24 protein-coding genes are annotated in these 23,209 nt (G+C 60.8%); 5 read left to right on the top strand and 19 right to left on the bottom strand.

Translation table 11 applies throughout. The features are described 5' to 3' along the window. The first annotated feature begins 78 nt into the window (after positions 1-78). A complete protein-coding gene (locus MF6394_RS26255) occupies positions 79-954 on the top strand; it encodes a Dyp-type peroxidase (RefSeq protein ID WP_047711158.1) in 876 nt (291 codons plus the stop codon). 121 nt (positions 955-1,075) lie between these two features. Here MF6394_RS26255 and MF6394_RS26260 read toward each other — a convergent pair whose 3' ends face one another. Both MF6394_RS26260 and MF6394_RS26265 read right to left on the bottom strand, forming a co-directional pair. Beyond that, positions 1,076-1,789 carry a carbonic anhydrase gene (locus MF6394_RS26260; RefSeq protein ID WP_228391104.1) on the bottom strand — a complete coding sequence of 238 codons (714 nt, stop codon included), beginning with the start codon at positions 1,787-1,789 and terminating at the stop codon, positions 1,076-1,078. 129 nt (positions 1,790-1,918) lie between these two features. After that, entirely contained in the window at positions 1,919-2,440 is a 522-nt protein-coding gene (locus MF6394_RS26265) for a DUF3087 family protein (RefSeq protein ID WP_078467857.1), read from the bottom strand. A gap of 114 nt (positions 2,441-2,554) precedes the next feature. Between MF6394_RS26265 and MF6394_RS26270 the strand changes: the two genes are divergently transcribed. Both MF6394_RS26270 and MF6394_RS26275 read left to right on the top strand, forming a co-directional pair. Next, on the top strand, positions 2,555-2,734 hold the full coding sequence (locus tag MF6394_RS26270) for a hypothetical protein (protein ID WP_044274608.1): 180 nt from the start codon (positions 2,555-2,557) through the stop codon (positions 2,732-2,734). Positions 2,735-2,746: 12 nt separating this feature from the next. Beyond that, positions 2,747-2,947: a DUF6021 family protein gene (locus MF6394_RS26275; RefSeq protein ID WP_078467858.1), complete on the top strand. Its 201-nt coding sequence runs from the start codon at positions 2,747-2,749 to the stop codon at positions 2,945-2,947. 30 nt (positions 2,948-2,977) lie between these two features. Here MF6394_RS26275 and MF6394_RS26280 read toward each other — a convergent pair whose 3' ends face one another. Further along, a complete protein-coding gene (locus tag MF6394_RS26280) occupies positions 2,978-3,214 on the bottom strand; it encodes a DUF6555 family protein (RefSeq protein ID WP_003192128.1) in 237 nt (78 codons plus the stop codon). Positions 3,215-3,334: 120 nt separating this feature from the next. On the opposite strand from MF6394_RS26280, the gene MF6394_RS26285 reads away from it, so the two are divergent. Beyond that, the gene (locus MF6394_RS26285; protein WP_078467859.1) at positions 3,335-4,168 is read left to right on the top strand and encodes an arylamine N-acetyltransferase family protein; all 834 of its coding nucleotides are present in this window, start codon (positions 3,335-3,337) and stop codon (positions 4,166-4,168) included. Positions 4,169-4,293: 125 nt separating this feature from the next. Continuing rightward, positions 4,294-5,046, top strand: a complete 753-nt coding sequence (locus tag MF6394_RS26290; RefSeq protein WP_044274605.1) for an outer membrane beta-barrel protein — start codon at positions 4,294-4,296, stop codon at positions 5,044-5,046. Between the two features lie 61 nt (positions 5,047-5,107). On the opposite strand, the gene MF6394_RS26295 is transcribed toward MF6394_RS26290, so the two are convergent. From MF6394_RS26295 to aceA, 16 genes are all read right to left on the bottom strand, one after another. Then, a complete protein-coding gene (locus MF6394_RS26295; protein WP_044274604.1) occupies positions 5,108-5,422 on the bottom strand; it encodes a helix-turn-helix domain-containing protein in 315 nt (104 codons plus the stop codon). Further along, a complete protein-coding gene (locus tag MF6394_RS26300; protein ID WP_078467860.1) occupies positions 5,412-5,762 on the bottom strand; it encodes a toxin in 351 nt (116 codons plus the stop codon). Before MF6394_RS26300 ends, MF6394_RS26295 begins: the two co-directional genes overlap by 11 nt. A 238-nt stretch (positions 5,763-6,000) precedes the next feature. After that, positions 6,001-7,464 carry an NADH-quinone oxidoreductase subunit NuoN gene (gene nuoN, locus MF6394_RS26305; RefSeq protein WP_003192122.1) on the bottom strand — a complete coding sequence of 488 codons (1,464 nt, stop codon included), beginning with the start codon at positions 7,462-7,464 and terminating at the stop codon, positions 6,001-6,003. Positions 7,465-7,471: 7 nt separating this feature from the next. Then, positions 7,472-9,004 carry an NADH-quinone oxidoreductase subunit M gene (gene nuoM, locus MF6394_RS26310; protein ID WP_014718913.1) on the bottom strand — a complete coding sequence of 511 codons (1,533 nt, stop codon included), beginning with the start codon at positions 9,002-9,004 and terminating at the stop codon, positions 7,472-7,474. 55 nt (positions 9,005-9,059) lie between these two features. After that, complete coding sequence (nuoL, locus tag MF6394_RS26315) at positions 9,060-10,913, bottom strand: NADH-quinone oxidoreductase subunit L (protein ID WP_044274602.1); 1,854 nt, start codon at positions 10,911-10,913, stop codon at positions 9,060-9,062. Beyond that, positions 10,910-11,218, bottom strand: coding sequence for an NADH-quinone oxidoreductase subunit NuoK (nuoK, locus tag MF6394_RS26320; RefSeq protein WP_003174727.1), 309 nt, complete (start codon positions 11,216-11,218; stop codon positions 10,910-10,912). Before nuoK ends, nuoL begins: the two co-directional genes overlap by 4 nt. Before the next feature lie 2 nt (positions 11,219-11,220). Next, complete coding sequence (nuoJ, locus tag MF6394_RS26325) at positions 11,221-11,724, bottom strand: NADH-quinone oxidoreductase subunit J (protein WP_003174726.1); 504 nt, start codon at positions 11,722-11,724, stop codon at positions 11,221-11,223. 9 nt (positions 11,725-11,733) lie between these two features. Further along, positions 11,734-12,282 carry an NADH-quinone oxidoreductase subunit NuoI gene (gene nuoI / locus MF6394_RS26330; protein WP_003174725.1) on the bottom strand — a complete coding sequence of 183 codons (549 nt, stop codon included), beginning with the start codon at positions 12,280-12,282 and terminating at the stop codon, positions 11,734-11,736. An 11-nt stretch (positions 12,283-12,293) separates the two neighbouring features. Further along, positions 12,294-13,301, bottom strand: coding sequence for an NADH-quinone oxidoreductase subunit NuoH (nuoH, locus tag MF6394_RS26335; RefSeq protein ID WP_003174724.1), 1,008 nt, complete (start codon positions 13,299-13,301; stop codon positions 12,294-12,296). Further along, positions 13,298-16,012: an NADH-quinone oxidoreductase subunit NuoG gene (gene nuoG / locus MF6394_RS26340; RefSeq protein WP_078467861.1), complete on the bottom strand. Its 2,715-nt coding sequence runs from the start codon at positions 16,010-16,012 to the stop codon at positions 13,298-13,300. The genes nuoH and nuoG overlap by 4 nt, the downstream gene beginning before the upstream one ends. Before the next feature lie 135 nt (positions 16,013-16,147). Beyond that, positions 16,148-17,503, bottom strand: a complete 1,356-nt coding sequence (nuoF, locus tag MF6394_RS26345; protein WP_032896666.1) for an NADH-quinone oxidoreductase subunit NuoF — start codon at positions 17,501-17,503, stop codon at positions 16,148-16,150. After that, the gene (nuoE, locus tag MF6394_RS26350) at positions 17,500-17,997 is read right to left on the bottom strand and encodes an NADH-quinone oxidoreductase subunit NuoE (protein ID WP_003174721.1); all 498 of its coding nucleotides are present in this window, start codon (positions 17,995-17,997) and stop codon (positions 17,500-17,502) included. The genes nuoF and nuoE overlap by 4 nt, the downstream gene beginning before the upstream one ends. A 2-nt stretch (positions 17,998-17,999) precedes the next feature. Further along, positions 18,000-19,784, bottom strand: coding sequence for an NADH-quinone oxidoreductase subunit C/D (gene nuoC / locus MF6394_RS26355; protein WP_078467862.1), 1,785 nt, complete (start codon positions 19,782-19,784; stop codon positions 18,000-18,002). Between the two features lie 72 nt (positions 19,785-19,856). Beyond that, entirely contained in the window at positions 19,857-20,531 is a 675-nt protein-coding gene (locus tag MF6394_RS26360) for a NuoB/complex I 20 kDa subunit family protein (RefSeq protein WP_003174719.1), read from the bottom strand. Positions 20,532-20,541: 10 nt separating this feature from the next. Further along, positions 20,542-20,955 carry an NADH-quinone oxidoreductase subunit A gene (locus MF6394_RS26365; RefSeq protein WP_003192109.1) on the bottom strand — a complete coding sequence of 138 codons (414 nt, stop codon included), beginning with the start codon at positions 20,953-20,955 and terminating at the stop codon, positions 20,542-20,544. A gap of 642 nt (positions 20,956-21,597) precedes the next feature. Continuing rightward, the gene (aceA, locus tag MF6394_RS26370) at positions 21,598-22,923 is read right to left on the bottom strand and encodes an isocitrate lyase (protein WP_003174717.1); all 1,326 of its coding nucleotides are present in this window, start codon (positions 22,921-22,923) and stop codon (positions 21,598-21,600) included. Positions 22,924-23,209: the final 286 nt, after the last annotated feature.

Below are 23,209 nucleotides of genomic sequence, written 5' to 3' on the forward strand. Positions count from 1 at the left end.
ACGCAAGGCTTGCGCGCATTCTTGTTCGCAGCGCGGTGTCCGCCGGGTAAACTGCGCGGCTTTTCAGAAGGAGTTCACATGAGTCAGTACCAGCCGGGCATTCTTGCCGCACCGGTGCCTTTGCAGGCCCGCCATCTGTTTTTCGCCCTCGACTCGCTGCAAGCCGTGCCCGCTGCGCTGGACGCACTGGTGCAGTTGACGGATGCGGCGGCTGTGGTGGGGTTCGGTGAGCCGCTGGTCAAGGCGCTGGGTGCCCAGATCCCAGGGCTGCGCTCATTCCCGGCCGTTAGCGGCCCTGGCGCTCACAACCCCTCGACTCAACAGGCGCTGTGGGTATGGCTGCATGGGGTGGATCGCGGTGAGTTGCTGCTGCGCAGCCGTGCCGTGGAAAAAGCGCTGGCTCCGGCGTTTCGCCGGGTGCAATCGACTGAAGGCTTCCGCTACAAGACCGGCTTTGACCTGACCGACTACGAAGACGGCACCGAAAACCCCCACGACGATGCCGCCGTGGAAGCCGCGCTGACCGACAGCGGCGCCAGCTTCGCTGCTATCCAGCAATGGCAGCACGACCTTGACGGTTTCGCCGCGTTGCCTGCCCAGGAGCGTGACCACATCATTGGCCGCCGCCATGGCGATAACGAAGAGCTCGACGATGCCCCCGAGTCGGCCCATACCAAGCGTACCGCCCAGGAAAGCTTCACACCGGAAGCCTTCGTGGTGCGCCGCTCCATGCCCTGGGCCGAAAATGGCCACGCGGGGCTGATGTTCCTCGCGTTTGGTCATTCTTTCGATGCGTTCGAAGCGCAGTTGCGACGCATGAGTGGGTTGGAAGATGGGATTGTCGATGGCCTGTATCGCATCAGCAAGCCGTTGACGGGGGGCTATTACTGGTGCCCGCCGCTGAAGGACGGGCGCCTGGACCTGGGCGTGGTTTTTGAGACGCCGCTTCCTTGAGCGATTATTGCCCCCTGTAGGAGCGAGCTTGCTCGCGAAAAACGCGAAGGCGCCGCGTTGATTCTGGCGGCGCGCGTTATCGTTGACGCTTTTCGCGAGCAAGCTCGCTCCTACAGAAAGCTTAACCGAGCATTTTCACCTTGCCGCTGTGCAGCTTGTACACGCCGCCCACTATCAGCAGTTTTCCCGCCGCGACCGCATCGGCCAACAAGCTTGATTCAGCCATGAGCCGCGCCATGGTGTCGGCGACATTTTGTGCAATGGCGTTTTCCAGCAGGTCGCCGGGCGCTTTCAATACCTTGTTCACCGAGGGTTTGAAAGTATCGGCCAAGCCCTGGATCTTGCCGGGGAAGCGGGCGTTATCCTTGACCACCTTGACCCCTGCTGCGACGGCGCCGCACTGGTCGTGCCCCAATACCATGATCAACGGCGTACCCAATACGGCCACGGCATATTCGAGGCTGGCAAGCCCGTTATCGGTGACGAAATTGCCCGCGACCCGTACCGCGAAGAGGTCGCCCCGGGCGGTGTCGAAGGCGTACTCCGGAGCGATCCGCGAATCGGCGCAGCTCAACACCGCGACAAACGGATTTTGCCCGCCCACCAACGCTTCGCGTTCGCTCATAAAATCATGACGCTTGGTCACGCCATCGGCGTAACGCCGGTTGCCTTCCATCAGCCGCTGCAGGGCAAGCTGTGGGCTGAGGTCGTTGGTGGGCTTGGGCAAACTCGCGGGTGTCGGGGCTGCGTGCACCAGGGAGGGCATTGCGGCGGCAAGCAGGCTTGCACCTGCGCTGACGGCAGCCAGCTGCAGGAAGTGTCGTCGGTCTTTCATAGAGGGGTGGCGATCGCACATAGGCAAGGTTCTCAAACGGGTTTAGAGAGGGAGGTGCCTAGAGTGGGAATGGCCGCCTTGAAAGGATGTAAGAATTGTCTTGTTTTTTAGTCCAGGCGCTGACCGGCCTTATGCATTTTTCAGACTGTTCAGCCAGGCTGGGTCCAGCCGGGTTTGCGCAATATCGATGCCCAGCGCCTGCGTCTTTGCCTTGTGGGCCTCGATCTCGCCCACCAGTTGCGCCTGGGCGCTGGAGTTGGCGTCCAGCTCGTGCATCTGCGTCAGCCCCAGGTGATAGAAGCGCAACAGCTTGATGGCTGCCGGGTCGTTGGCCTGCACCCGCTCGCTGACCTTGTGCATCACATTGGTCACGCTCATCAGGCTGCGCTTGAGCTGCCAGCCATACACCGCCGACGCCATCCAGGGTTGGGTCCAGAACGGGCCACGCACCAGCGCGACCGTGATCAGCACGCCGGCGAATACGCCGCCGACGTTGAAGCGAAAATTATCACCGCCAGGCTCACCGAACAGCATCACTGCCAGGCTCGATAACAGCATGGCCAAGGCCAGGAACAGCACGGCAATGACCAGTGTGCTGCGGCGGGTCTGTTGGCGATAGGTGGCGGGGTCGCAGGGTTTGAGCTCAAACATCCGGGGCAGGTCTCCAGAAAGGGCGCTCATCTTCTCATGCTTGCAGCAATGAAGTTGAACGATGGCCGAGGGCGATTTCTCTAAAACGGTGAACCCTTCATGAGGTCAGCCGTCATGCCCGACTATAAACAGCCACCGCCTGGTACACCCGACCCGCACCGCACTCCCGGTGAAGAGGAGCGCGACAACGATGCGTTGCGCCCCAATGACCCGAAAGAACGAGGCCCGGAAGACGATGTGCAGCGCGTCGAAGAAGACCTGGAAAACCTCCACGACAAAGCCCGCCCGCTTTAACAGGAGAACCTGATGAACAAGCGTACCGATGGCCCCCATTCCAACGAACATGCCAGTGGCAAGGATGAACTGGGCTTCGACCCGGATTCGCCGGACGTCGCCGACCCGCAGGTCGATCCGATCGGCCCGGCCATTGCGCCGCTGGACAAAAAGGACGACGAGACCGCGAAAAAAAAGCCGCCCTACGATCCGTTGGGCGACTTGAAGCAGTGAACCGAGCCCCGCCTGTGTGCGGGGCTTTGTTTATCTGGGCGGGGACCAGCTGACGTCGCTGATGCCGTATTTTTCCGCCCAGGGCCGGGTGGTCTTTTTCACCTGCTCGTGACCCACGCGGCCGATGCGGCTGACATGGGCAATGTCGGCATCGACGGCCGCCCAATGCCAGGCCTCGGCGTTGTTCATCACCTCGGCGCGCACCACGAAAGACTTGGGTTTACCGTGTAGCTGATAGTGGACGGTGTAGATTTTTGCGGTACTCATGTTGCCTCCCAATCTTGTTATAGATGGATAGGCTGGCGCTCCAAAAGGTTCATTCAAAATGACAACGCACACAGAGGCGCGGCATAGTGACGCTCTCGCCCTGCGCCCAAGGATCGCGCCATGTACACACTCGCCAATAGCCGCCTGTACCTGCAACGCCTGGGCTATGCCTCGCCACCGCCGCCCACCCTGCAAACCCTGCGGGACCTGCAACTGCGCCATGTGTGCACCTTCGCCTTTGAAAGCCTGTCGACCCTGATGCATGCACCGGTGCCGATCGACCTGCCCAGCGTCGAGCGTAAGGTGCTGCATGAGGGGCGTGGCGGCTATTGCTACGAGTTGAACCAGCTGTTCCTGGCGCTGTTGCTGGAACTGGGCTTTGAGGCCCGTGGCATCACCGGGCGCGTTGTGATCGGCGGCCCACCGGACGCCCACACCGGGCGAACCCATCGCTTGAGCCTGGTGACCCTCGACGGCGTGCGCTATATCACCGATGTCGGTTTTGGCGGCATGGTGCCCAGCAGTCCGTTGCAACTGGACACCGACGCGCCCCAGGCCACCGCTCATGAGCCTTATCGACTGACGCTCAATCAAGGCAGCTACACGCTATGGGCCCAGGTGGGCGAGGAGTGGCGCGGCCTGTACGTGTTCGACCTGCAAACCCAGGCCGACATCGATTATGAAATCGGCAACTGGTACGTCTCCACGCACCCTGGCTCACCGTTTGTAGGGCAGTTGAAAGCCGCGCTGCTTGCGCCCGGTAAACGTCATACCTTGGCCAACGCCCGCTATGCCCTTCATTATCTGGATCGACCCAGCGAAAAGCGCACGCTCAAGAGTGCCGATGAGTTACTGGGACTGTTGCGCGACACCTTCGGCATTCGGCTGCCGGAGCAGCCTCAACTTCGCGAAGCCGTTGAACACCTGATTCGCATGAATCCTGAAGAGTCTTGAGATAGAGCCTTCGCTGAACCGTTTTTTCTCCATTTTGGTGCAAATCAGTTCGAACTTTTCGCAAACGCCAGGGTTCGAACCGATTCCTGAATACTTTGCCCACCTTAAAATGGAGATGTAAAACGATGTCCAAACTATTCGGAAAACTCCTCAAGAACACCTCGTTGCTGGCCCTGGTGGCTGCGCCTGGCGTGGTGTTCGCAGCACCTTCCACCGACCCGATTTCCACGTTCGGGATCATGGGCAGCTACAACGACTTCAAACTTGAAGGCGGTAGCGAAAGCGACAAAGACCACATGCCTGAAGCCGGCCTGTTCTACAACTTCGGCAACAAGCTCACTGCCGAGTCGGGCTTTATCTACCAGGCCGGTATCGAAGCCAAGTACGGCGAAAAAAGCGATAACAAACTCAAGGAAGGCCAGGCCGACCTAGACCTCGGCTGGCGTGCCGCGCTGGATGCGCGCAATTTTGTCGACGTGATCGTGGGTGGTGGCTACAGCTGGACCCGCTACGAGCCGGACACCAATGGCTACGACATGAAGCTCACCAACAAGTCGCCGTTTGCCAAGGCCGCTTTGGGCTACAACCACCAGTTCGATGACATGACCCTGCGCGTTGAAGCCGGCGCCCGTCACACCATCGACGGCCGCGCCAAGCTCAAGGTCGACGGCGTCGGCAGCGACACTGTGGACCTCAAGGACCGCACCAACCCTTACGCCGAAGTCAGCCTGCTGATGAACCAGAAGGGCGACCTGCCAGTGATGGCGGGCCTGTACTACACCCGCACCGAGTACAAGCTCGATAACGACTCCTATGTGGCCGACAACACCAAGCTCAAGCGTGATGAGTATGGTTTCAAGGTGGGTATCGCGTTCTGACGCTGTTTGCGCTGCCAAAACGCCCCGAATGCTCGGGGCGTTTTTTTTCGGCTATTACAGGTCAGCCCAATGCGGCAAGTTGCGCCACGGTTTCCGGAAAGCGCGCCACCAGTCGTATCAACGTGACAGCCTGCGCATTCGGCTTGGCCCGGCCTTGCTCCCAGTTCTCCAAGGTGCGGGTGTTGGTGCGCAGGTACATGGCGAATACCGAGCGGGACAGGTTGAGTTGCTGGCGTACGGCGATTACCTCGTCAGCGCGCAGTGGCGCCAGCTTGTTGAGGTGCGCTTTGTGGGTGCGCAGGGTGATTTTGCCCTGGCGTTCATCAGCCAGGGCGTCGAAGCCTTCGACCAGCTCGGAAAAGATTTCACGTTTCATGGTGTGTTCTCGCTTTGATTTCCCTGTTTAGCATGTGTTTAAGGGCTTTCTTGTGTTGGGGTATCAGGTCGTTCTGTTCGTGTTTGCCGTACAAAGTGAATAACCAGAATTGCGTACCGCCTGACCACCAGTAGTAAATGACCCGCAGGCCACCGCGCTTGCCTTTGTTTCGTCGCTCATCGACGAAGCGAATCTTTCTCAACCCGCCCGTTCCTTCGATCACGTCTCCCGCTTCCGGGTTTTTCATCAACTCCTGCTGAAAACCGTGAAAAAGCTCATCACTCAGATAGTCCCTGCGATGCCGTTCGAATGCCGGCAGTTCGATAAATAGAGCATCCATGTTCTGTACGTAGCCTGCGTATAGTTTGGTGGCCCACTCGCGACGGGTCAAGTGCCCGAGCTGTGGGAACTTTCTTAAAACGCAAACACCTTAAGGCCGCATCCAGCGGGGAAGATGCCGGATGAGGAGGCAGATTGAAGAGGAAATTTCAGCGAGTAGAGAAGGGAAAAAGCCAGGCTACAGAAACGCAAAACGGCGCCCAAAGGCGCCGTTCTGTTTACTGCATCAACCTAAGCGATCAAACGCCCAGCACCGCGTGCTGCACCAGGGTGAGCAACGGTTGTGGGTACACGCCCAGGAAGAATGCGAGCAGGGCGATAGCCAGCAGCATCACGCCACCGGCTTTCTGTTCCCAGTGCAGCTCGGCATCCACCCGGCGCAGGTTTGGCTCGATCAGGTACAGGGTGACCATCACGCGCAGGTAGTAGAACACGCCGATGGCGCTGCCCAATACCAACGAGGCTACCAGCCACCATTCGTGGGCTTCGACACCGGTCGCGACGATGTAGAACTTGCCGATAAAGCCCGCGGTCAGCGGAATACCGGCCAGGGACAGCATCATCACGGTGAGCACGGCGGTCAGGTACGGACGGCGCCAGAACAGGCCGCGGTATTCGTACAGGGCGTCGGCGTCACGGCCTTTGTACGGTGACGACATCAGGGTGATGACGCCGAACGCACCCAGGCTTGTGATCACGTAGGTGACCAGGTACACGCCGATGGCTTCCACGGCCAGGCCTTTGCTCGCCACCAGGGCGATCAGCAGGTAGCCGAAGTGGGCGATGGACGAATAACCCAGCAGACGCTTGAGGTTGTTCTGGGTCAGGGCCAGCAGGTTACCGAACAGGATCGACGCGATGGCGATCACGGTCAGCACGTTGCTCAGCACGCCGGTGTTGGCGGCGGGGGAGATCTGGAACAGACGCACCATCACCGCAAACACCGCGACCTTGGACGCAGTGGCCAGGAACGCCGCCACCGGCGCCGGGGCGCCTTCGTACACGTCCGGGGTCCACAGGTGGAACGGCACCAGCGACAGCTTGAACGCCAGGCCGATCAGCATCATCGCCAGGCCCAGTTGGGCAATCGGCGCTGGGCTGTTGGTGGCGGCCAGGGCGTGGCCGATACCGGTGAAGCTCAGGCTGCCGGCTTCGGCGTAGAGCAGGGCCATACCGAACAACAGGAACGCGGAACCGGCAGCCGACAGCACCATGTACTTGATGCCGGCTTCCAGGGAGCGCTTGTTGAAGAAGGCGTAGGCCACCAGGCCGTAGGTCGGGATCGACAGCAGTTCCAGGCCGATGAACAGGCCCGCCAGGTGCTGCGCGCTGACCAGCACGATACCGCCGGCCGCAGCCAGCAGGATCAGCAGGTACAGCTCTTCCTTGTTGCCCGGGTAGCCGGTGCCGCCTTCGCCGAGGTAGGCGTGGGCGAGGGTGACGCAGGCCAGGGTCGCCACCAGGATCAGGGCGATGTACAGCAACGCGAAGTCATCGACCATCATCAATGGCGTGACCGCCAGTGGCGCGACCTTGAGGGCCGGGATGATCGACAGCAGGGCCAGGTTCAACCCGGCGCAGGACAGCAGGAACGTTTGCGAGTGATTGCGGCGCCAGGCGATTGCCAGCATCACCACCACGATGGTGAGGCTGGTAATCAGCAGCGGCGCAAGCGCGATAAAGTGTTGGATCGTGAATTCCATAGCGCTCTTACCGGGCCGAAGCGAGTTGGGAGAAGGCGGTGCCGAACCACTGCTGCACGCCATGCATCGTTGCGGCAGAAGTGTCCAGGAACGGTTGCGGGTACACGCCGATGAAGATCAGCAATACCGCAAGGCCGAGCACCATGATCAGTTCGCGCGCATCCATCCCTTGCAGGACGGTGTCGGACTTGGCCGGGCCGAAATAGGCGCGGTGGATCATGATCAGCGAGTAGACCGAACCGAACACCAGGCCGGAGGTGGCGATGGCGCTGATCCACGGCGTCTGCACAAAGGCACCCATCAGGATCAGGAACTCGCCGATGAAGTTACCGGTACCCGGCAAGCCCAGCGACGCGGCGGCAAAGAACAGGCTGATAGCCGGCAGGTACGCGATGCGCGACCACACGCCACCCATTTCCCGCATGTCACGGGTATGCAGACGCTCGTACAACTGGCCACTCAGGATAAAGAGGGCAGCGGCCGAAACACCGTGGGCCAACATCTGGATCACCGCGCCTTGCAGCGCCAGTTGGCTGCCGGAGTAGATGCCGATCAGTACGAAACCCATGTGGGAAACGGACGAGAAGGCAATCAGACGCTTGATGTCGGTTTGCGCGAAGGCCAGGAACGCACCATAGAAGATCCCGATCAGACCCAGGGTCATGGCGATCGGCGCGAATTCGGCCGAAGCATTCGGGAACAGCGGCAGGGCGAAACGCAGCAGGCCGTAGGCAGCGGTCTTCAACAGGATACCGGCCAGGTCCACGGAACCGGCAGTCGGCGCTTGGGCGTGGGCGTCAGGCAACCAAGAGTGGAACGGCACCACCGGCAGCTTCACCGCGAAGGCGATGAAGAAGCCCAGCATCAGCACGTACTCGGTGGTCAGCGACATCTTGGTTTTCAACAGGTCGGCGTAGTTGAAGGTAATCACGCCGGTGTTGTTGAAGTTGACCAGTACCAGGCCCAGGATCGCCACCAACATGATCAGGCCGGAAGCCTGGGTGAAGATGAAGAACTTGGTCGCCGCGTAGATTCGGGTTTTCTTGCCGTCCGAAGAACTGTGACCCCAGAGCGCGATGAGGAAGTACATCGGCACCAGCATCATTTCCCAGAAGAAGAAGAACATGAACAGGTCCAGCGCCAGGAACACGCCGACAACACCGCCCAGGATCCACATCAGGTTCAGGTGGAAGAAGCCCACGTGACGCTGGATCTCTTTCCAGGAGCAGAGTACCGAGAGGATACCCAGCAGGCCGGTCAGCAGGATCATCAACAGCGACAGGCCGTCGAGGGCCAAGTGCACGTTGATGCCGAAGCGCTGGATCCACACGTGCTTGAATTCAAGCGCGAAGGTGGGGTCGACACCCGGTGCCGGAGCGAATGAATAGTCACCATGGGCCCACAGCCAGAGGCCGAGCGCGAGTTCCAGGGACATGGTCAGCAACGCAATCCAGCGGGGGAGGGTGGCGCCGAAGCGTTCACCCATCCAGCAGAGCAGGCCGCCGATAAAGGGGATCAGGATTAGCCAGGGCAGAATCATGACGGGCTCGTTTCCTTTCGCAAGTTCGCAAAGTACGCAGTGCACTTAAACATAGTCAGACCGCTACCACGACGATGGCGCCGATCACCAGAACGGCACCCGCTGCCATGGACGCTGCATACCAACGCAATTGGCCGGTCTCGCTGCGGCTCAGGGCGGTGTGACCGGCCTTGGCGGCACGCGGGATCAAACCGATGGTCTGGTCGAGCGGGTCTTTGCGCAGCACGTGGCTGATCGCAAGGTAAGGTTTGACGAACAGTTTGTCGTAGATCCAATCGAAGCCCCAGGCGGCGAACCACCAGGCCGACAGGAAGCGACCAATGCCACTGTTGGCCACGGCGGTCACGAAGCGACGCTTGCCGAGGAATAGCAGGGCCGCCAGCAGGATACCGGCGATGGCGATGGCGCCCGAGGCGATTTCCAGGCTGTGCTGGGCTTCGCCGCCGGCATGGCCGACGCTTTGTGGCAACACACCGTGCAGCGGCGGGGTGATCATCGCGCCGACGAAGGTCGACAGTACGATCAGCACCGACAGCGGCAACCAGTGGGAGATGCCGTGGCCTGCGTGCGCTTCGGTCTTGGCTTCACCGTGGAAGGTGATGAAGATCAGGCGGAAGGTGTACAGCGAGGTCATGAACGCACCCACCAGGCCTGCGTACAGCAGGTTCTGGTTACCGCTGGCAAAGGCTTCCCAGAGGATCTCGTCCTTGGAGTAGAAACCGGCGGTCACCAACGGCAGGGCGGCCAGGGCGGCACCACCGACGATGAAGCTGGCGTAGGCCAGTGGCAGTTTCTTCCACAGGCCGCCCATCTTGAAGATGTTCTGCTCGTGGTGGCAGGCCACGATCACCGCACCGGAGGCGAGGAACAGCAGGGCCTTGAAGAACGCGTGGGTCATCAGGTGGAAGATCGCCGCGTCCCAGGCGCCAACGCCCAGGGCCAGGAACATGTAGCCGATCTGGCTCATGGTCGAGTAGGCGAGGATACGCTTGATGTCGGTCTGCACCAGCGCGGCGAAGCCGGCCAGTACCAGGGTTACGCCGCCGACGATGCCCACCAGGTGCAGGATGTCCGGCGCCAGGGTGAACAGGCCGTGGGTACGGGCGATCAGGTAGACACCGGCGGTTACCATGGTGGCGGCGTGGATCAATGCCGATACCGGGGTAGGGCCGGCCATCGCATCCGCCAGCCAGGTTTGCAGCGGCAGTTGCGCAGATTTACCCACGGCGCCGCCCAGCAACATCAGGGTCGCCAGGGTGATCCAGAAGTCACCGACCTGGAATTTCTGCGGAGCCAGCACCAGCAGTTCCTGGATGTTCAGCGTGCCCACCTGTTGGAACAGGATGAACAGGCCGATGGCCATGAACACGTCGCCGATGCGGGTGACGATAAATGCCTTGAGTGCCGCGTTACCGTTGTTGCGGTTGCTGTAGTAGAAACCGATCAACAGGTACGAGCACAAGCCCACGCCTTCCCAGCCGAAGTACAGGAACAACAGGTTATCGCCCAGCACCAGGAACAGCATGCTGGCGATAAACAGGTTGGTGTACGAGAAGAAGCGCGAGTAACCCGCTTCACCGCGCATGTACCAGGACGCGAACAGGTGGATCAGGAAGCCCACACCCACCACCACGCCGAGCATGGTGATCGACAGGCCGTCGATGTAGAGGGCGAAGTTGGGCTTGAAGCCCTCAACCGCCATCCACTGCCACAGCACCAGGGTGTAGTGACCGCCTTCAGGCGGGGCCACGTTGAATTGCCAGATGACGTAGGCGGCCACGATGGCCGACAGGCCGATGGAGCCCACGCCGATCAGGGCCGAGAGGTTTTCCGACCAGCGCCCGCGAGAGAACGACAGCAGCAGGAAACCGATCAGGGGGAATACGAAAGTCAGAAAGATCATGTTCATCCGCGCATCTCACTGGCAGCGTCGATATCAAGCGTGTGGAAGCGACGATACAGCTGCAGCAGGATCGCCAGGCCAATACTGGCTTCGGCGGCTGCCAGGCTGATCACCAGGATGAACATCACTTGCCCATCCGGCTGGCCCCAACGCGCGCCTGCCACGATGAATGCCAGTGCCGCGGCGTTCATCATGATTTCCAGGCTCATCAACACGAACAGAATGTTACGGCGAACCATCAGGCCGACCAGGCCAAGGCAGAACAGGATGCCGGCGACCGCCAGACCATGCTCCAAAGGGATAGCAGGCATCGTCATTGCTCCTTGGCTTCGTTGCGGCCCAAGTGGAAGGCAGTGATGGCTGCGGCGAGCAGCAGCATCGAAGCCAGTTCGACCACCAGCAGGTACGGGCCGAACAGGCTGATGCCCACGGCTTTCGCGTCTACGGTGGTGTGGCCGATGGCCTGGCCGCTCTGGTGAGCGAACAGCACATACAGCAGTTCACCCAGCAGCAGGGCTGCGAGGACAACCGGGCCGAGCCAGATGCCGGGCTTGAGCCAGACGCGCTCCTGGGCGACCGAAGCCGGCCCCAGGTTGAGCATCATCACCACAAACACGAACAGCACCATGATGGCGCCGGCGTAGGCGATCACTTCCAGCACACCGGCGAACGGTGCGCCGAGGCTGAAGAAGGTCATGGCCACGGCGATCAGCGAAATGATCAGGTAGAGCAGGGCGTGCACGGGGTTAGTGTTGGTGATCACGCGAAGCGTGGACACCACTGCAATACCCGATGCGAAATAGAAAGCGAATTCCATCTTTCTTCCTTAAGGCAGCAAGCTCTTCACGTTGATCGGCTCGGCTTCGTTTTGTGCGGCGCCTTTTGGCTTACCGGCAACGGCCATACCTGCAACACGATAGAAGTTGTAATCAGGGTTTTTACCGGGACCAGAGATCAAAAGATCTTCTTTCTCGTACACCAGGTCCTGACGTTTGAACTCGGCCATCTCGAAATCCGGGGTGAGCTGGATCGCGGTGGTCGGGCAAGCTTCCTCGCAGAGGCCACAGAAAATGCAGCGCGAGAAGTTGATGCGGAAGAAGTCCGGGTACCAGCGACCGTCTTCGGTTTCAGCTTTCTGCAGGGAAATGCAACCCACCGGGCACGCCACGGCGCACAGGTTGCAGGCTACGCAACGCTCTTCGCCGTCGGGGTCGCGGGTCAGTACGATGCGGCCGCGATAGCGCGGCGGCAGGTACACCGCTTCTTCGGGGTATTGCAGGGTGTCGCGTTTGCGAAAGCCGTGACCGAACACCATCACCAGGCTTCGCAACTGGGTACCGGTACCCTTAACGATGTCGCCAATATATTTGAACATGGGTCAAATCCTCACTGAACCGCGGCAGCGGGCGTGTTCAACAACACGACGGCAGCCGTCACCAGCAAATTGATCAGGGTCAGCGGCAGGCAGAATCTCCAGCTGAAATCCATCACCTGGTCATAACGCGGGCGCGGAATCGAGGCGCGCAGCAGGATGAACAGCATGATGAAGAACGCGGTCTTCAGGAAGAACCAGAAGAAGGCCAACTGCGGCAGGATGCCAAACGGACCGTGCCAGCCGCCGAAGAACAGCGTGACCAGCAGGGCCGAGATCAAGATGATGCCGATGTACTCACCGACGAAGAACATGCCCCACTTCATGCCGGCATATTCAATGTGGTAACCGTCGGCCAGTTCCTGTTCCGCTTCCGGCTGGTCGAAGGGGTGACGGTGAGTCACGGCCACGCCAGCGATGAAGAAGGTGCAGAAGCCGAAGAACTGCGGAATGATGAACCACAGGTTCTGTGCCTGGTACTCGACGATGTCGCGCATGTTGAACGAGCCAACCTGCACCACGATGCCCATCAGTGCCAACCCCATGAACACTTCATAGGATACGGTTTGCGCCGAGGCACGCAAGCTGCCCAGCAGGGCGAACTTGTTGTTGCTTGACCAACCGGCGAATAGCACCGCGTATACCGACAAACCGGCCATGGCGAAGAAGAACAGCAAGCCGATGTTCAGGTCCGCCACGCCCCAGGTCGGGGTGATCGGGATGATCGCGAACGCAATCAGCAAGGCGCTCATGGCCACCACCGGTGCCAAGGTGAAGATCACCTTGTCGGCAAACGGCGGAGTCCAGTCTTCCTTGAAGAACATTTTCAGCATGTCGGCAGCGATCTGGAACATACCGAACGGGCCAACGCGGTTCGGACCGTAACGGTCCTGCCACCAGCCCAGCAGGCGACGTTCGACGAAGCTGAGCAGGGCGCCCGCGACGACCACGGCCAACAGGATCACGATGGCCTTGACCACCGAGATGATCACGTCAATTACTTCCGGCGTGAACCAAGTCATTGCGCTGCCTCCTGCAGACCGTCAACGGTTTTGCCGAAAATGGCAGGCGGAATACCGGCGATGCCTTTAGGCAGTGCAACCAGGCCGGCACCCAGCTCGTCATTGATACGCAGCGGCAGACGCAGGGTCTGGCCGGCCACGTTGAGGCTGAGCAGGGCACCGTCGTTGACGCCCAGGCGGTCGGCTTCGGACTTGGCCACGGACACGTAGGCGGCAGGAATGCGCTCTTGCACCGGCGCGGCTTTGGAAGAAGTTTCTTCGCTGCCGAACAGGTGGAAGAACGGCACGACTTGCCAGGTGCCCGGCGCCGGGTTGAACGGACGCGGTACCGCAGCGAACCAGTTCAGCGAGTCACCGCTGGTTTCGATCAGGCGAGTGCCCGGGTCGCCAGCGCGGATGTGACCACCGACTTCGTCCTGGAACTTGTTCCAGGCCTGCGGCGAGTTCCAGCCCGGCGACCAGGCAAATGGCACCTGCTGACGCGGTTCGGCCGAACCCGAATAACCTTCCATGGAGAAGGCAAACGCTGTGTCGTTGTCCTGCGGGGTGCGCGGTTCGTGCACGCTGATGTCAGCACGCATGGCGGTGCGGCCGGAGTAACGCAGCGGCTCACGGGCCAGTTTCAGGCCCTTGATGCGGAACGCTGCGGACGGCGCGGCATCGACGATGCGGGCAAGCTGCGGCGCGCTGGCGGCGGTGGCAGCCGTCACGTGGTCGAGCTGGGTCCAGTCGATCGGCTGGTTCAGCAGGGTGGCGCGCAGGGCATGCAGCCAGCGCCAGCCTTCGTGCACCAGGATGCTGGCGTCCATGTACTTCGGATCGAACACCTGGAAGAAGCGCTGGGCGCGGCCTTCCTGGCTGACCAGAGTACCGTCGCCTTCGGCGAAGGTGGCGGCTGGCAGTACCAGGTCGGCGCGGTCGCTGGTGGCGGTCTTCTGGTGGTCGGCGACGATCAGCACCTTGGCAGCGTTGAGCGCAGCGTCAACCTTGGCCGCAGCGGTGCGGGTGTACAGGTCGTTTTCCAGTACCACGATGGCGTCGGCGTTGCCGTCGATCACCGCTTGCAGCGCAGCGTCCACGGACTCGCCACCGAGCATGGCCAGGCCCAGACTGTTGGCTTCCGGCACTACCAGGCTGATGGAACCGTTTTTGTCGCGCAGCTTCAGGGCCTTGGCGATGTTGGCGGCGGCTTCGATCAGCGCCTTGGAACCCAACGAGGTACCGGCAATGATCAACGGACGCTTGGCCGCCAGCAGGGCGTCGGCGATGCGCTGGGCCAGTTCGACGGCTTCAGCGTCCAGGCCTTCAACCGCAGGTGCGCTGGCGTCGAGGGCGTGGGCCACGGCGAAACCGAGGCGGGCCAGGTCGTCCGGCGCAGCGTGCACGCATTCTTCGGCGATGTCGTCGAGCTTGGTTTCAGCCAGAGAAGCGATAAACAGCGGGTTCAGCGCGTGCTGGCCGATGTTTTTCACGGCCGCGTCGAGCCACGGCTGTACGCGCATGGCGTCGGCCATTTCCTCGGCCTTGCCTTTGACCGATTGACGCAGGGACAGCGCGATACGCGCGGCGGTCTGGGTCAGGTCTTCACCGAGCACGAAGATCGCATCGTGGTCTTCGATGTCGCGCATGTTCGGCACGGGCAGCGGGCTGTCGTTCAGTACTTGCAGGACCAGGCGAATGCGCTCCAGCTCGCCGGCTTCGATACCGCAGTAGAAGTGCTCGGCACCTACCAGCTCGCGCAAGGCGAAGTTGCTTTCGAGGCTGGCACGCGGCGAACCGATACCCACGATAGTGCGGCCGCGCAACAGGTCGGCGGCTTTATCCAGCGCGGCGTCCAGGCTCAGCTTGGCGCCATCGGCCAGCAGGGGCTGGCGTGGGCGGTCTTCGCGGTTGACGTAGCCATAGCCGAAACGGCCACGGTCGCACAGGAAGTACTGGTTGACCGAACCGTTGAAGCGGTTTTCGATACGACGCAGTTCACCGTAACGCTCGCCAGGGGAGATGTTGCAACCGCTGGAGCAGCCATGGCAGATGCTCGGTGCGAATTGCATGTCCCACTTACGGTTGTAGCGCTCGGAGTGGGTCTTGTCGGTGAACACACCGGTGGGGCAGACCTCGGTGAGGTTGCCGGAGAACTCGCTCTCGAGCACGCCGTCTTCAACGCGACCGAAGTACACGTTGTCGTGGGCGCCGAACACGCCCAGGTCGGTGCCGCCGGCGTAGTCTTTATAAAAGCGCACGCAGCGGTAGCAGGCGATGCAGCGGTTCATTTCGTGGGAAATGAACGGGCCGAGGTCCTGGTTCTGGTGGGTACGCTTGGTGAAGCGATAACGGCGCTCGTTGTGGCCGGTCATCACCGTCATGTCTTGCAGGTGGCAGTGACCGCCTTCCTCACAGACCGGGCAGTCGTGGGGGTGGTTGGTCATCAGCCACTCGACAACGCTGGCGCGGAACGCCTTGGATTCTTCATCGTCGATGGAGATCCAGGTGTTGTCGGTGGCTGGGGTCATGCAGGACATGACGATACGACCACGGGTGTCGTTCTCGTCGGTGTATTGCTTGACCGCACACTGGCGACAGGCACCGACGCTACCAAGTGCGGGGTGCCAGCAGAAATACGGGATGTCGAGGCCGAGTGACAGACACGCCTGTAACAGGTTGTCCGCCCCATCGACTTCGAGCGCTTTGCCGTCTACGTGGATAGTGGCCATGGTTCAAAGTTCTTCGTTGGCCCGTTGTCAGCGGGCGTGGCTAATGGAATCTTGTTATTCATGTGCATCTACACAGCCTTGAAGGCGTCAGCACATGAGCAGGCGAAGGGCACGGACCCTTCGCCTGTTTAAGCGTTACGCGCCGACTACGATCGGCTTCGCCAGAGGCGGGACGGCGGCGCTGGTGGGCGCGATGCCGGCTTCGAACTCCGAGCGGAAGTATTTGATTGCGCTGCCCAATGGCTCCACGGCGCCCGGTGCGTGAGCACAGAAAGTCTTGCCTGGGCCGAGGAAGCCGACCAGGCCGAGCAGGGTTTCGATGTCACCCTCGCGGCCTTCGCCATTTTCCAGGGCCATCAGCAGCTTGACGCTCCACGGCAGACCGTCGCGGCATGGGGTGCAGAAACCGCACGATTCACGGGCAAAGAACTGCTCCATGTTGCGCAGCAACGAGACCATGTTCACCGTGTTGTCGACTGCCATCGCCAGGCCAGTACCCATCCGGGTACCCACCTTGCCAATGCCGCCGGCATACATCTGTGCATCGAGGTGCTCAGGGAGCAGGAAGCCGGTACCGGCGCCGCCTGGCTGCCAGGCTTTCAAGGTGTAGCCGTCACGCATGCCGCCGGCGTAGTCCTCGAACAGCTCGCGCGCGGTCACGCCGAACGGCAGCTCCCACAGGCCAGGGTTCTTGACCTTGCCGGAGAAGCCCATGAGCTTGGTGCCCATGTCTTCGCTGCCTTCGCGCGCCAAGGATTTGTACCAGTCCACGCCGTCGGCGATGATCGCCGGCACGTTGCACAGGGTCTCGACGTTGTTCACGCAGGTCGGCTTGCCCCACACGCCCACGGCGGCAGGGAAGGGCGGCTTGGAGCGCGGGTTGGCGCGGCGGCCTTCGAGGGAGTTGATCAGTGCGGTTTCTTCACCGCAGATATAACGCCCCGCGCCGGTGTGCACGAACAGTTCGAAGTCGAAACCGGAACCGAGGATGTTCTTGCCCAGCAAGCCTGCGGCCTTGGCTTCTTCCACGGCGCGGTTCAGGTGCTTGGCGGCGGTGGTGTACTCGCCACGCAGGAAGATGTAGCCGCGGTAGGTCTTGAGCGCACGGGCACTGATCAGCATGCCTTCGATCAGCAGATGGGGCAGTTGCTCCATCAGCATGCGGTCTTTCCAGGTGTTGGGCTCCATTTCATCCGCGTTGCACAGCAGGTAACGGATGTTGATGGATTCGTCTTTGGGCATCAGGCCCCACTTCACGCCGGTGGGGAAGCCCGCACCGCCGCGGCCCTTGAGGCCGGCGTCCTTCACGGTCTGGACGATATCGTCCTGGGCCATGTCGGCGAAGGCTTTGCGCGCCGCCGCGTAACCGTTCTTGGCCTGGTACTCGTCGAGCCATACCGGCTCGCCGTCGTCGCGCAGGCGCCAGGTGAGGGGGTGGGTCTCGGCCGAACGCTTGATCAGGTTGGCCGGGCCGAAGGAGGTCAGGGTCATGGGTAGCCCTCGAGCAATTGGGTGACGCCAGCGGGCTGTACGTCACCGAATGTGTCGTCGTCGATCATCAACGCCGGCGCCTTGTCACAGTTGCCCAGGCAGCACACCGGCAGCAGCGTGAAGCGGCCGTCCGGGGTGGTCTGGCCGAGGCCGATGCCCAGCTTGTTCTGGATCTCGCTGACCACGGACTCATGGCCGCCGATGTAGCAGACCATGCTGTCGCACACACGAATGATGTGGCGACCCACCGGCTGGCGGAAGATCTGGCTGTAGAACGTGGCCACGCCTTCAACGTCGCTGGCGGGGATGCCGAGGATCTCGCCGATGGCGTAGAGGGCGCCGTCGGGCACCCAGCCACGTTCCTTCTGGACGATCTTCAGGGCTTCGATAGACGCCGCGCGCGGGTCTTCGTAGTGATGCAGCTCGTGCTCGATGGCCGAGCGCTCGGTTTCACTCAAGGTGAAACGGTCTGTCTGGATAAGCGTGCTGTTCATGCTTAGCGGTCCACGTCGGCCATAACGAAATCGATACTACCCAGGTACGCAATCAAGTCCGCGACCATCTCGCCTTTGATCACCGAAGGGATCTGCTGCAAGTGGGCAAAGCTTGGGGTACGAATCCGGGTGCGGTAGCTCATGGTGCCGCCATCGCTCGTCAGGTAATAACTGTTGATACCCTTGGTCGCTTCGATCATCTGGAAGGATTCGTTGGTCGGCATCACCGGGCCCCACGAAACCTGCAGGAAGTGCGTGATCAGGGTTTCGATGTGCTGCAGCGTGCGCTCTTTGGGCGGCGGCGTGGTCAGCGGGTGATCCGCCTTGTACGGGCCGGCCGGCATGTTGCGCATGCACTGCTCGATGATCTTCAGGCTCTGGCGCATTTCTTCGACGCGCACGATGCAACGGTCGTAGGCATCGCCATTGGCCGCCAGCGGTACTTCGAACTCGAAGTTCTCGTAGCCGGAGTATGGGCGCGCCTTACGCAGGTCGAAGTCGCAACCGGTGGAACGCAGGCCGGCACCGGTGACGCCCCATTCCAGGGCCTCTTTGGTGTTGTACTGCGCGACGCCGATGGTGCGGCCTTTGAGGATGCTGTTGTCCAGGGCGGCTTTCTGGTACTCGTCCAGACGCTTGGGCATCCAGTCGATGAATTCCTTGACCAGGCGCTCCCAGCCGTTCGGCAGGTCGTGGGCTACGCCACCGATGCGGTACCAGGCCGGGTGCAGGCGGAAACCGGTGATGGCTTCGATAACCTTGTAGGCACGCTGACGGTCGGTGAAGGTGAAGAACACCGGGGTCATGGCGCCGACGTCCTGGATATAGGTGCCCAGGAACAGCAGGTGGCTGGTGATCCGGAAGAACTCGGCCATCATGATGCGGATGGTGTCGACGCGGTCCGGTACCTTGATGCCGGCGAGCTTCTCGACCGAGAGCACGTACGGCAGGTTGTTCATCACGCCGCCGAGGTAGTCGATACGGTCGGTGTACGGGATGAAGCTGTGCCAGGACTGGCGCTCGGCCATCTTCTCGGCGCCACGGTGGTGGTAGCCGATGTCCGGGACGCAGTCGACGATTTCTTCGCCGTCCAGTTGCAGGATGATCCGGAAGGCACCGTGGGCCGAAGGGTGGTTCGGGCCCAGGTTGAGGAACATGTAGTCCTCGTTGGTGCCGGAGCGCTTCATGCCCCAGTCTTCGGGGCGGAAGCGCGCGGCTTCTTCTTCCAGTTGCTGCTTGGCCAGGTTGAGGCTGAACGGGTCGAATTCGGTGGCGCGGGCAGGGAAGTCCTTGCGCAGCGGGTGACCTTCCCAGGTCGGCGGCATCATGATGCGCGTCAGGTGCGGGTGGCCGGGGAAGTCGATACCGAACATGTCCCAGACTTCACGCTCGTACCAGCTGGCGTTCGGCCAGATACCGGTCACGGTCGGGATGCTCAGGTCGCTCTCGCTCAGGGCAACCTTGATCATCACGTCGCTGTTACGTTCCAGCGACATCAGGTGGTAGAACACGGTGAAATCGGCGCCGCTCGGCAGCCCCTGGCGCTTGGTGCGCAGACGCTCGTCCACGCCATGCAGGTCATAGAGCATGACGTACGGCTTGGGCAGGTTGCGCAGGAAGGTCAGGACTTCGACGAGCCTGGCACGCGCCACCCACAGCACCGGCATACCGGTGCGTGTGGCCTGGGCGGTGAAGGCGTCAGGGCCAAAACGGTTATTGAGTTCGACAACCACATCCTGGTCGTCTGCCTTATAAGGCGGGATGTACAGAGCACTGCCTGTAGTCATGGTTTTTTATCGCTTTCGGTCAACGTAAAGAATGAAGCCAGGTTTTCGTTCTATAGAAAGAAGCGGGCTGGATCAGACTTCGTCGGGGCTGCGCAGGTTGGTGACTGCGATTCGCTGTTCGCGGCGCTGTTCCTTTTGAGACGGCATCTCGGCGCGATAAACGCCTTGATCACCGACCACCCAGGACAGTGGGCGACGCTCCTTGCCAATCGATTCCTGCAACAGCATCAAGCCTTGCAGGAACGCTTCGGGACGGGGCGGGCAGCCAGGCACGTAGACGTCCACGGGCAGGAACTTGTCCACCCCTTGAACGACCGAGTAGATGTCGTACATGCCACCGGAGTTGGCGCACGAACCCATGGAGATAACCCATTTTGGTTCGAGCATTTGCTCATAGAGACGCTGGATGATCGGCGCCATCTTGATGAAGCAGGTACCGGCGATAACCATGAAATCCGCCTGGCGCGGCGAGGCCCGGATCACTTCGGCGCCAAAGCGCGCGATGTCGTGGGGCGCCGTGAAGGCGGTGGTCATTTCCACGTAGCAGCACGAAAGGCCGAAGTTGTACGGCCACAGGGAGTTTTTACGCCCCCAGTTGACCGCGCCACTCAGCACGTCTTCCAGCTTGCCCATGTAGATGTTTTTGTGGACTTGGTCTTCTAACGGGTCGGAAACGGTTTCCCGTTCGCCGATGGGGTACTGCTCGTTAGGAGCATCCGGGTCGATCCTGGTGAGATTGTATTGCATTGCCAAAGCCTCATTGTTTCAGCTTCGCCTGCCGCTTGCGACGAGCTTCCGGAGCCCAGTCAAGGGCGCCCACTCGGAACAGGTAGACAAGACCTGCCAACAGAATTGCTATGAAAACGAGAGCTTCGACGAATCCGGTCCAGCCGCTTTCGCGGACGGACACAGACCATGCAAAGAGAAAGAGGGCTTCGATATCGAAGATCACGAACAACATCGCGACCAGATAGAATTTGGCTGAGAGCCGCAAGCGGGCGCCACCTGTAGGCAGCATGCCGGATTCAAACGGTTCGTTTTTGCTGCGGCCCCAGGCTTTTGACCCGAGGAGGCTGGACACGCCGAGCATGAAGGCGCAAAGGCCTACAACACCGAGAAGGAAAATGGCAAAGCCCCAGTTGTGGGCCATGAGTCCTGTCGCGTCGGTCATGCTGGAAATCCTTAACAGAGAGCAAAGGTCTCTGAGCTCGAAAAAGTAACGATGCAGTGACGATATGTCGCACTGCAATCAATCGCGGTGATTTTATGGCTAAACACCGGGCAAGTAAAATTCCCAGGGCGAAATTATTCGGTGGAATAAGCACATAGTGCACCTTCTTGGGGCTGTAGCCCTTGTGGTGTGGGCATTAGCGGGCTTTTCATCAATTATGTTTTGTTTAAGCTGTAACGAAGTTTTCAGGTGCCAAATGATAATGAATATTGTTTGCGCGGGGTTTAAGCGAGTGTTTCTCATGTGGCGCGGGAAGTTAGCGTTACTTGCTTGAGTGTCGCTTAGTTGTCGCAACGGCTCTTTTACCCGATTGGGCTTGTGCGGATACCGCTCTGGATCAATGTTTTTAGCAAAAAACTATGGATAGGGTGCGGTCAATGTGGGAGCTGGCTTGCCTGCGATGGCGGCGGATCAGCTGAAACACCTGCCTCTGACCCACCGCCATCGCAGGCAAGCCAGCTCCCACCATTGATTTTCGGTGATTCCCAGGCAAAAAAACGCCCCGAACCAGTCGGGGCGTGATTGTTGCGCGGCACTGCGGTTAGGTCTTCCGTGGGGCCGCAGTGGCCGTGTACGCGGTACTTAGTGGAACTGTTCTTCTTCGGTCGAACCGGTCAGCGCAGTCACGGACGAGGTGCCGCCCTGGATCACGGTGGTCATGTCGTCGAAGTAGCCGGTGCCCACTTCCTGCTGGTGCGCCACAAAGGTGTAGCCTTTGGCGGCGTCAGCGAATTCCTGCTCCTGCAGCTTCACGTAGGCCGTCATGTCGTTGCGGGCGTAGTCGTGCGCCAGGTTGAACATGCTGTGCCACATGTTGTGGATACCCGCCAGGGTAATGAACTGGTGCTTGTAGCCCATGGCCGACAGTTCGCGCTGGAACTTGGCGATGGTCGCGTCATCCAGGTTCTTCTTCCAGTTGAAGGAAGGCGAGCAGTTGTAGGACAGCAGTTGGTCCGGGTATTCCTTCTTGATCGCTTCGGCAAAGCGGCGTGCTTCGTCCAGGTCCGGCTTGGCGGTTTCGCACCAGATCAGGTCGGCGTACGGGGCGTAGGCCAGGCCGCGGGCGATGGCCTGGTCGAGACCGGCGCGCACTTTATAGAAGCCTTCCTGGGTGCGTTCGCCGGTGACGAACGGCTGGTCGTACGGGTCGCAGTCCGAGGTCAGCAGGTCTGCTGCGTTAGCGTCGGTACGCGCCAGGATGATGGTCGGCGTACCGGCCACGTCAGCAGCCAGGCGAGCAGCGGTCAGCTTCTGTACGGCTTCCTGGGTCGGTACCAGTACCTTGCCGCCCATGTGGCCGCATTTTTTCACCGAAGCCAACTGGTCTTCGAAGTGCACGCCGGCAGCGCCTGCCTCGATCATGCTCTTCATCAGCTCGTAGGCGTTGAGTACGCCGCCGAAACCGGCTTCGGCGTCGGCCACGATTGGCGCGAAGTAGTCGATGTAGCCTTCATCGCCCGGGTTCTTGCCGGCTTTCCATTGGATCTGGTCGGCACGACGGAACGAATTGTTGATGCGCTTGACCACGGTTGGCACCGAGTCCACCGGGTACAGCGATTGGTCGGGGTACATGGATTCAGCGGAGTTGTTGTCCGCTGCCACTTGCCAGCCGGACAGGTAGATCGCCTGGATACCGGCTTTTACCTGCTGGACTGCCTGGCCGCCAGTGAGGGCGCCCATGCAGTTGACGAAATCTTTGTCGGGACGGAAGGACGGCTTGGCGCCTTGGGTGACCAGGTTCCACAGCTTCTCGGCGCCGAGTTTTGCAAAGGTGTGCTCAGGTTGAACCGAGCCACGCAGGCGGACGACGTCAGCAGCGGAATAAGCGCGGGTTACGCCTTTCCAGCGTGGGTTTTCAGCCCAGTCTTTTTCAAGGGCTGCAATTTGCTGTTCGCGTGTCAGTGCCATGGGGAAAAACCTCGTCGCGTCTTGTTTGAAGTATCCGTTTGCCAGCCCGGCATTCGTTGCCTGGGTAGGGTTGCTCGCTGACCAGAAGCTTTGGTGTTCAAGTCAAATCTGACGGAGGGAGGCGACGGGATGAACGATGGGGCTCAAAGGGGGAGTTGAGCAGGTAAGGGCAAACTGCGAACGGTCTTCGGGCGTCGTGGGCCTTTGTACGATCCATCAGTGTGTAGCCGGGTTACCTGGTTAGCTTCCGTCCCTCGGGACAACTTCGTTCCAGTCGCAACCAACG

Origin of the sequence: Pseudomonas sp. MF6394 (genome assembly GCF_002018845.1) — a bacterium.
GTDB lineage: Bacteria > Pseudomonadota > Gammaproteobacteria > Pseudomonadales > Pseudomonadaceae > Aquipseudomonas > Aquipseudomonas lactis.

Coding starts and splice junctions, on each gene's coding strand:
- MF6394_RS26255 (WP_047711158.1), top strand. CDS start 79: ATGAGTCAGTACCAGCCGGGCATTCTTGCCGCACCGGTGCCTTTGCAG.
- MF6394_RS26260 (WP_228391104.1), bottom strand. CDS start 1,789: ATGAAAGACCGACGACACTTCCTGCAGCTGGCTGCCGTCAGCGCAGGT.
- MF6394_RS26265 (WP_078467857.1), bottom strand. CDS start 2,440: ATGTTTGAGCTCAAACCCTGCGACCCCGCCACCTATCGCCAACAGACC.
- MF6394_RS26270 (WP_044274608.1), top strand. CDS start 2,555: ATGCCCGACTATAAACAGCCACCGCCTGGTACACCCGACCCGCACCGC.
- MF6394_RS26275 (WP_078467858.1), top strand. CDS start 2,747: ATGAACAAGCGTACCGATGGCCCCCATTCCAACGAACATGCCAGTGGC.
- MF6394_RS26280 (WP_003192128.1), bottom strand. CDS start 3,214: ATGAGTACCGCAAAAATCTACACCGTCCACTATCAGCTACACGGTAAA.
- MF6394_RS26285 (WP_078467859.1), top strand. CDS start 3,335: ATGTACACACTCGCCAATAGCCGCCTGTACCTGCAACGCCTGGGCTAT.
- MF6394_RS26290 (WP_044274605.1), top strand. CDS start 4,294: ATGTCCAAACTATTCGGAAAACTCCTCAAGAACACCTCGTTGCTGGCC.
- MF6394_RS26295 (WP_044274604.1), bottom strand. CDS start 5,422: ATGAAACGTGAAATCTTTTCCGAGCTGGTCGAAGGCTTCGACGCCCTG.
- MF6394_RS26300 (WP_078467860.1), bottom strand. CDS start 5,762: ATGGATGCTCTATTTATCGAACTGCCGGCATTCGAACGGCATCGCAGG.
- nuoN (WP_003192122.1), bottom strand. CDS start 7,464: ATGGAATTCACGATCCAACACTTTATCGCGCTTGCGCCGCTGCTGATT.
- nuoM (WP_014718913.1), bottom strand. CDS start 9,004: ATGATTCTGCCCTGGCTAATCCTGATCCCCTTTATCGGCGGCCTGCTC.
- nuoL (WP_044274602.1), bottom strand. CDS start 10,913: ATGAACATGATCTTTCTGACTTTCGTATTCCCCCTGATCGGTTTCCTG.
- nuoK (WP_003174727.1), bottom strand. CDS start 11,218: ATGCCTGCTATCCCTTTGGAGCATGGTCTGGCGGTCGCCGGCATCCTG.
- nuoJ (WP_003174726.1), bottom strand. CDS start 11,724: ATGGAATTCGCTTTCTATTTCGCATCGGGTATTGCAGTGGTGTCCACG.
- nuoI (WP_003174725.1), bottom strand. CDS start 12,282: ATGTTCAAATATATTGGCGACATCGTTAAGGGTACCGGTACCCAGTTG.
- nuoH (WP_003174724.1), bottom strand. CDS start 13,301: ATGACTTGGTTCACGCCGGAAGTAATTGACGTGATCATCTCGGTGGTC.
- nuoG (WP_078467861.1), bottom strand. CDS start 16,012: ATGGCCACTATCCACGTAGACGGCAAAGCGCTCGAAGTCGATGGGGCG.
- nuoF (WP_032896666.1), bottom strand. CDS start 17,503: ATGACCCTGACCTCCTTCGGCCCGGCCAACCTGATCAAGCGTTCGGCC.
- nuoE (WP_003174721.1), bottom strand. CDS start 17,997: ATGAACAGCACGCTTATCCAGACAGACCGTTTCACCTTGAGTGAAACC.
- nuoC (WP_078467862.1), bottom strand. CDS start 19,784: ATGACTACAGGCAGTGCTCTGTACATCCCGCCTTATAAGGCAGACGAC.
- MF6394_RS26360 (WP_003174719.1), bottom strand. CDS start 20,531: ATGCAATACAATCTCACCAGGATCGACCCGGATGCTCCTAACGAGCAG.
- MF6394_RS26365 (WP_003192109.1), bottom strand. CDS start 20,955: ATGACCGACGCGACAGGACTCATGGCCCACAACTGGGGCTTTGCCATT.
- aceA (WP_003174717.1), bottom strand. CDS start 22,923: ATGGCACTGACACGCGAACAGCAAATTGCAGCCCTTGAAAAAGACTGG.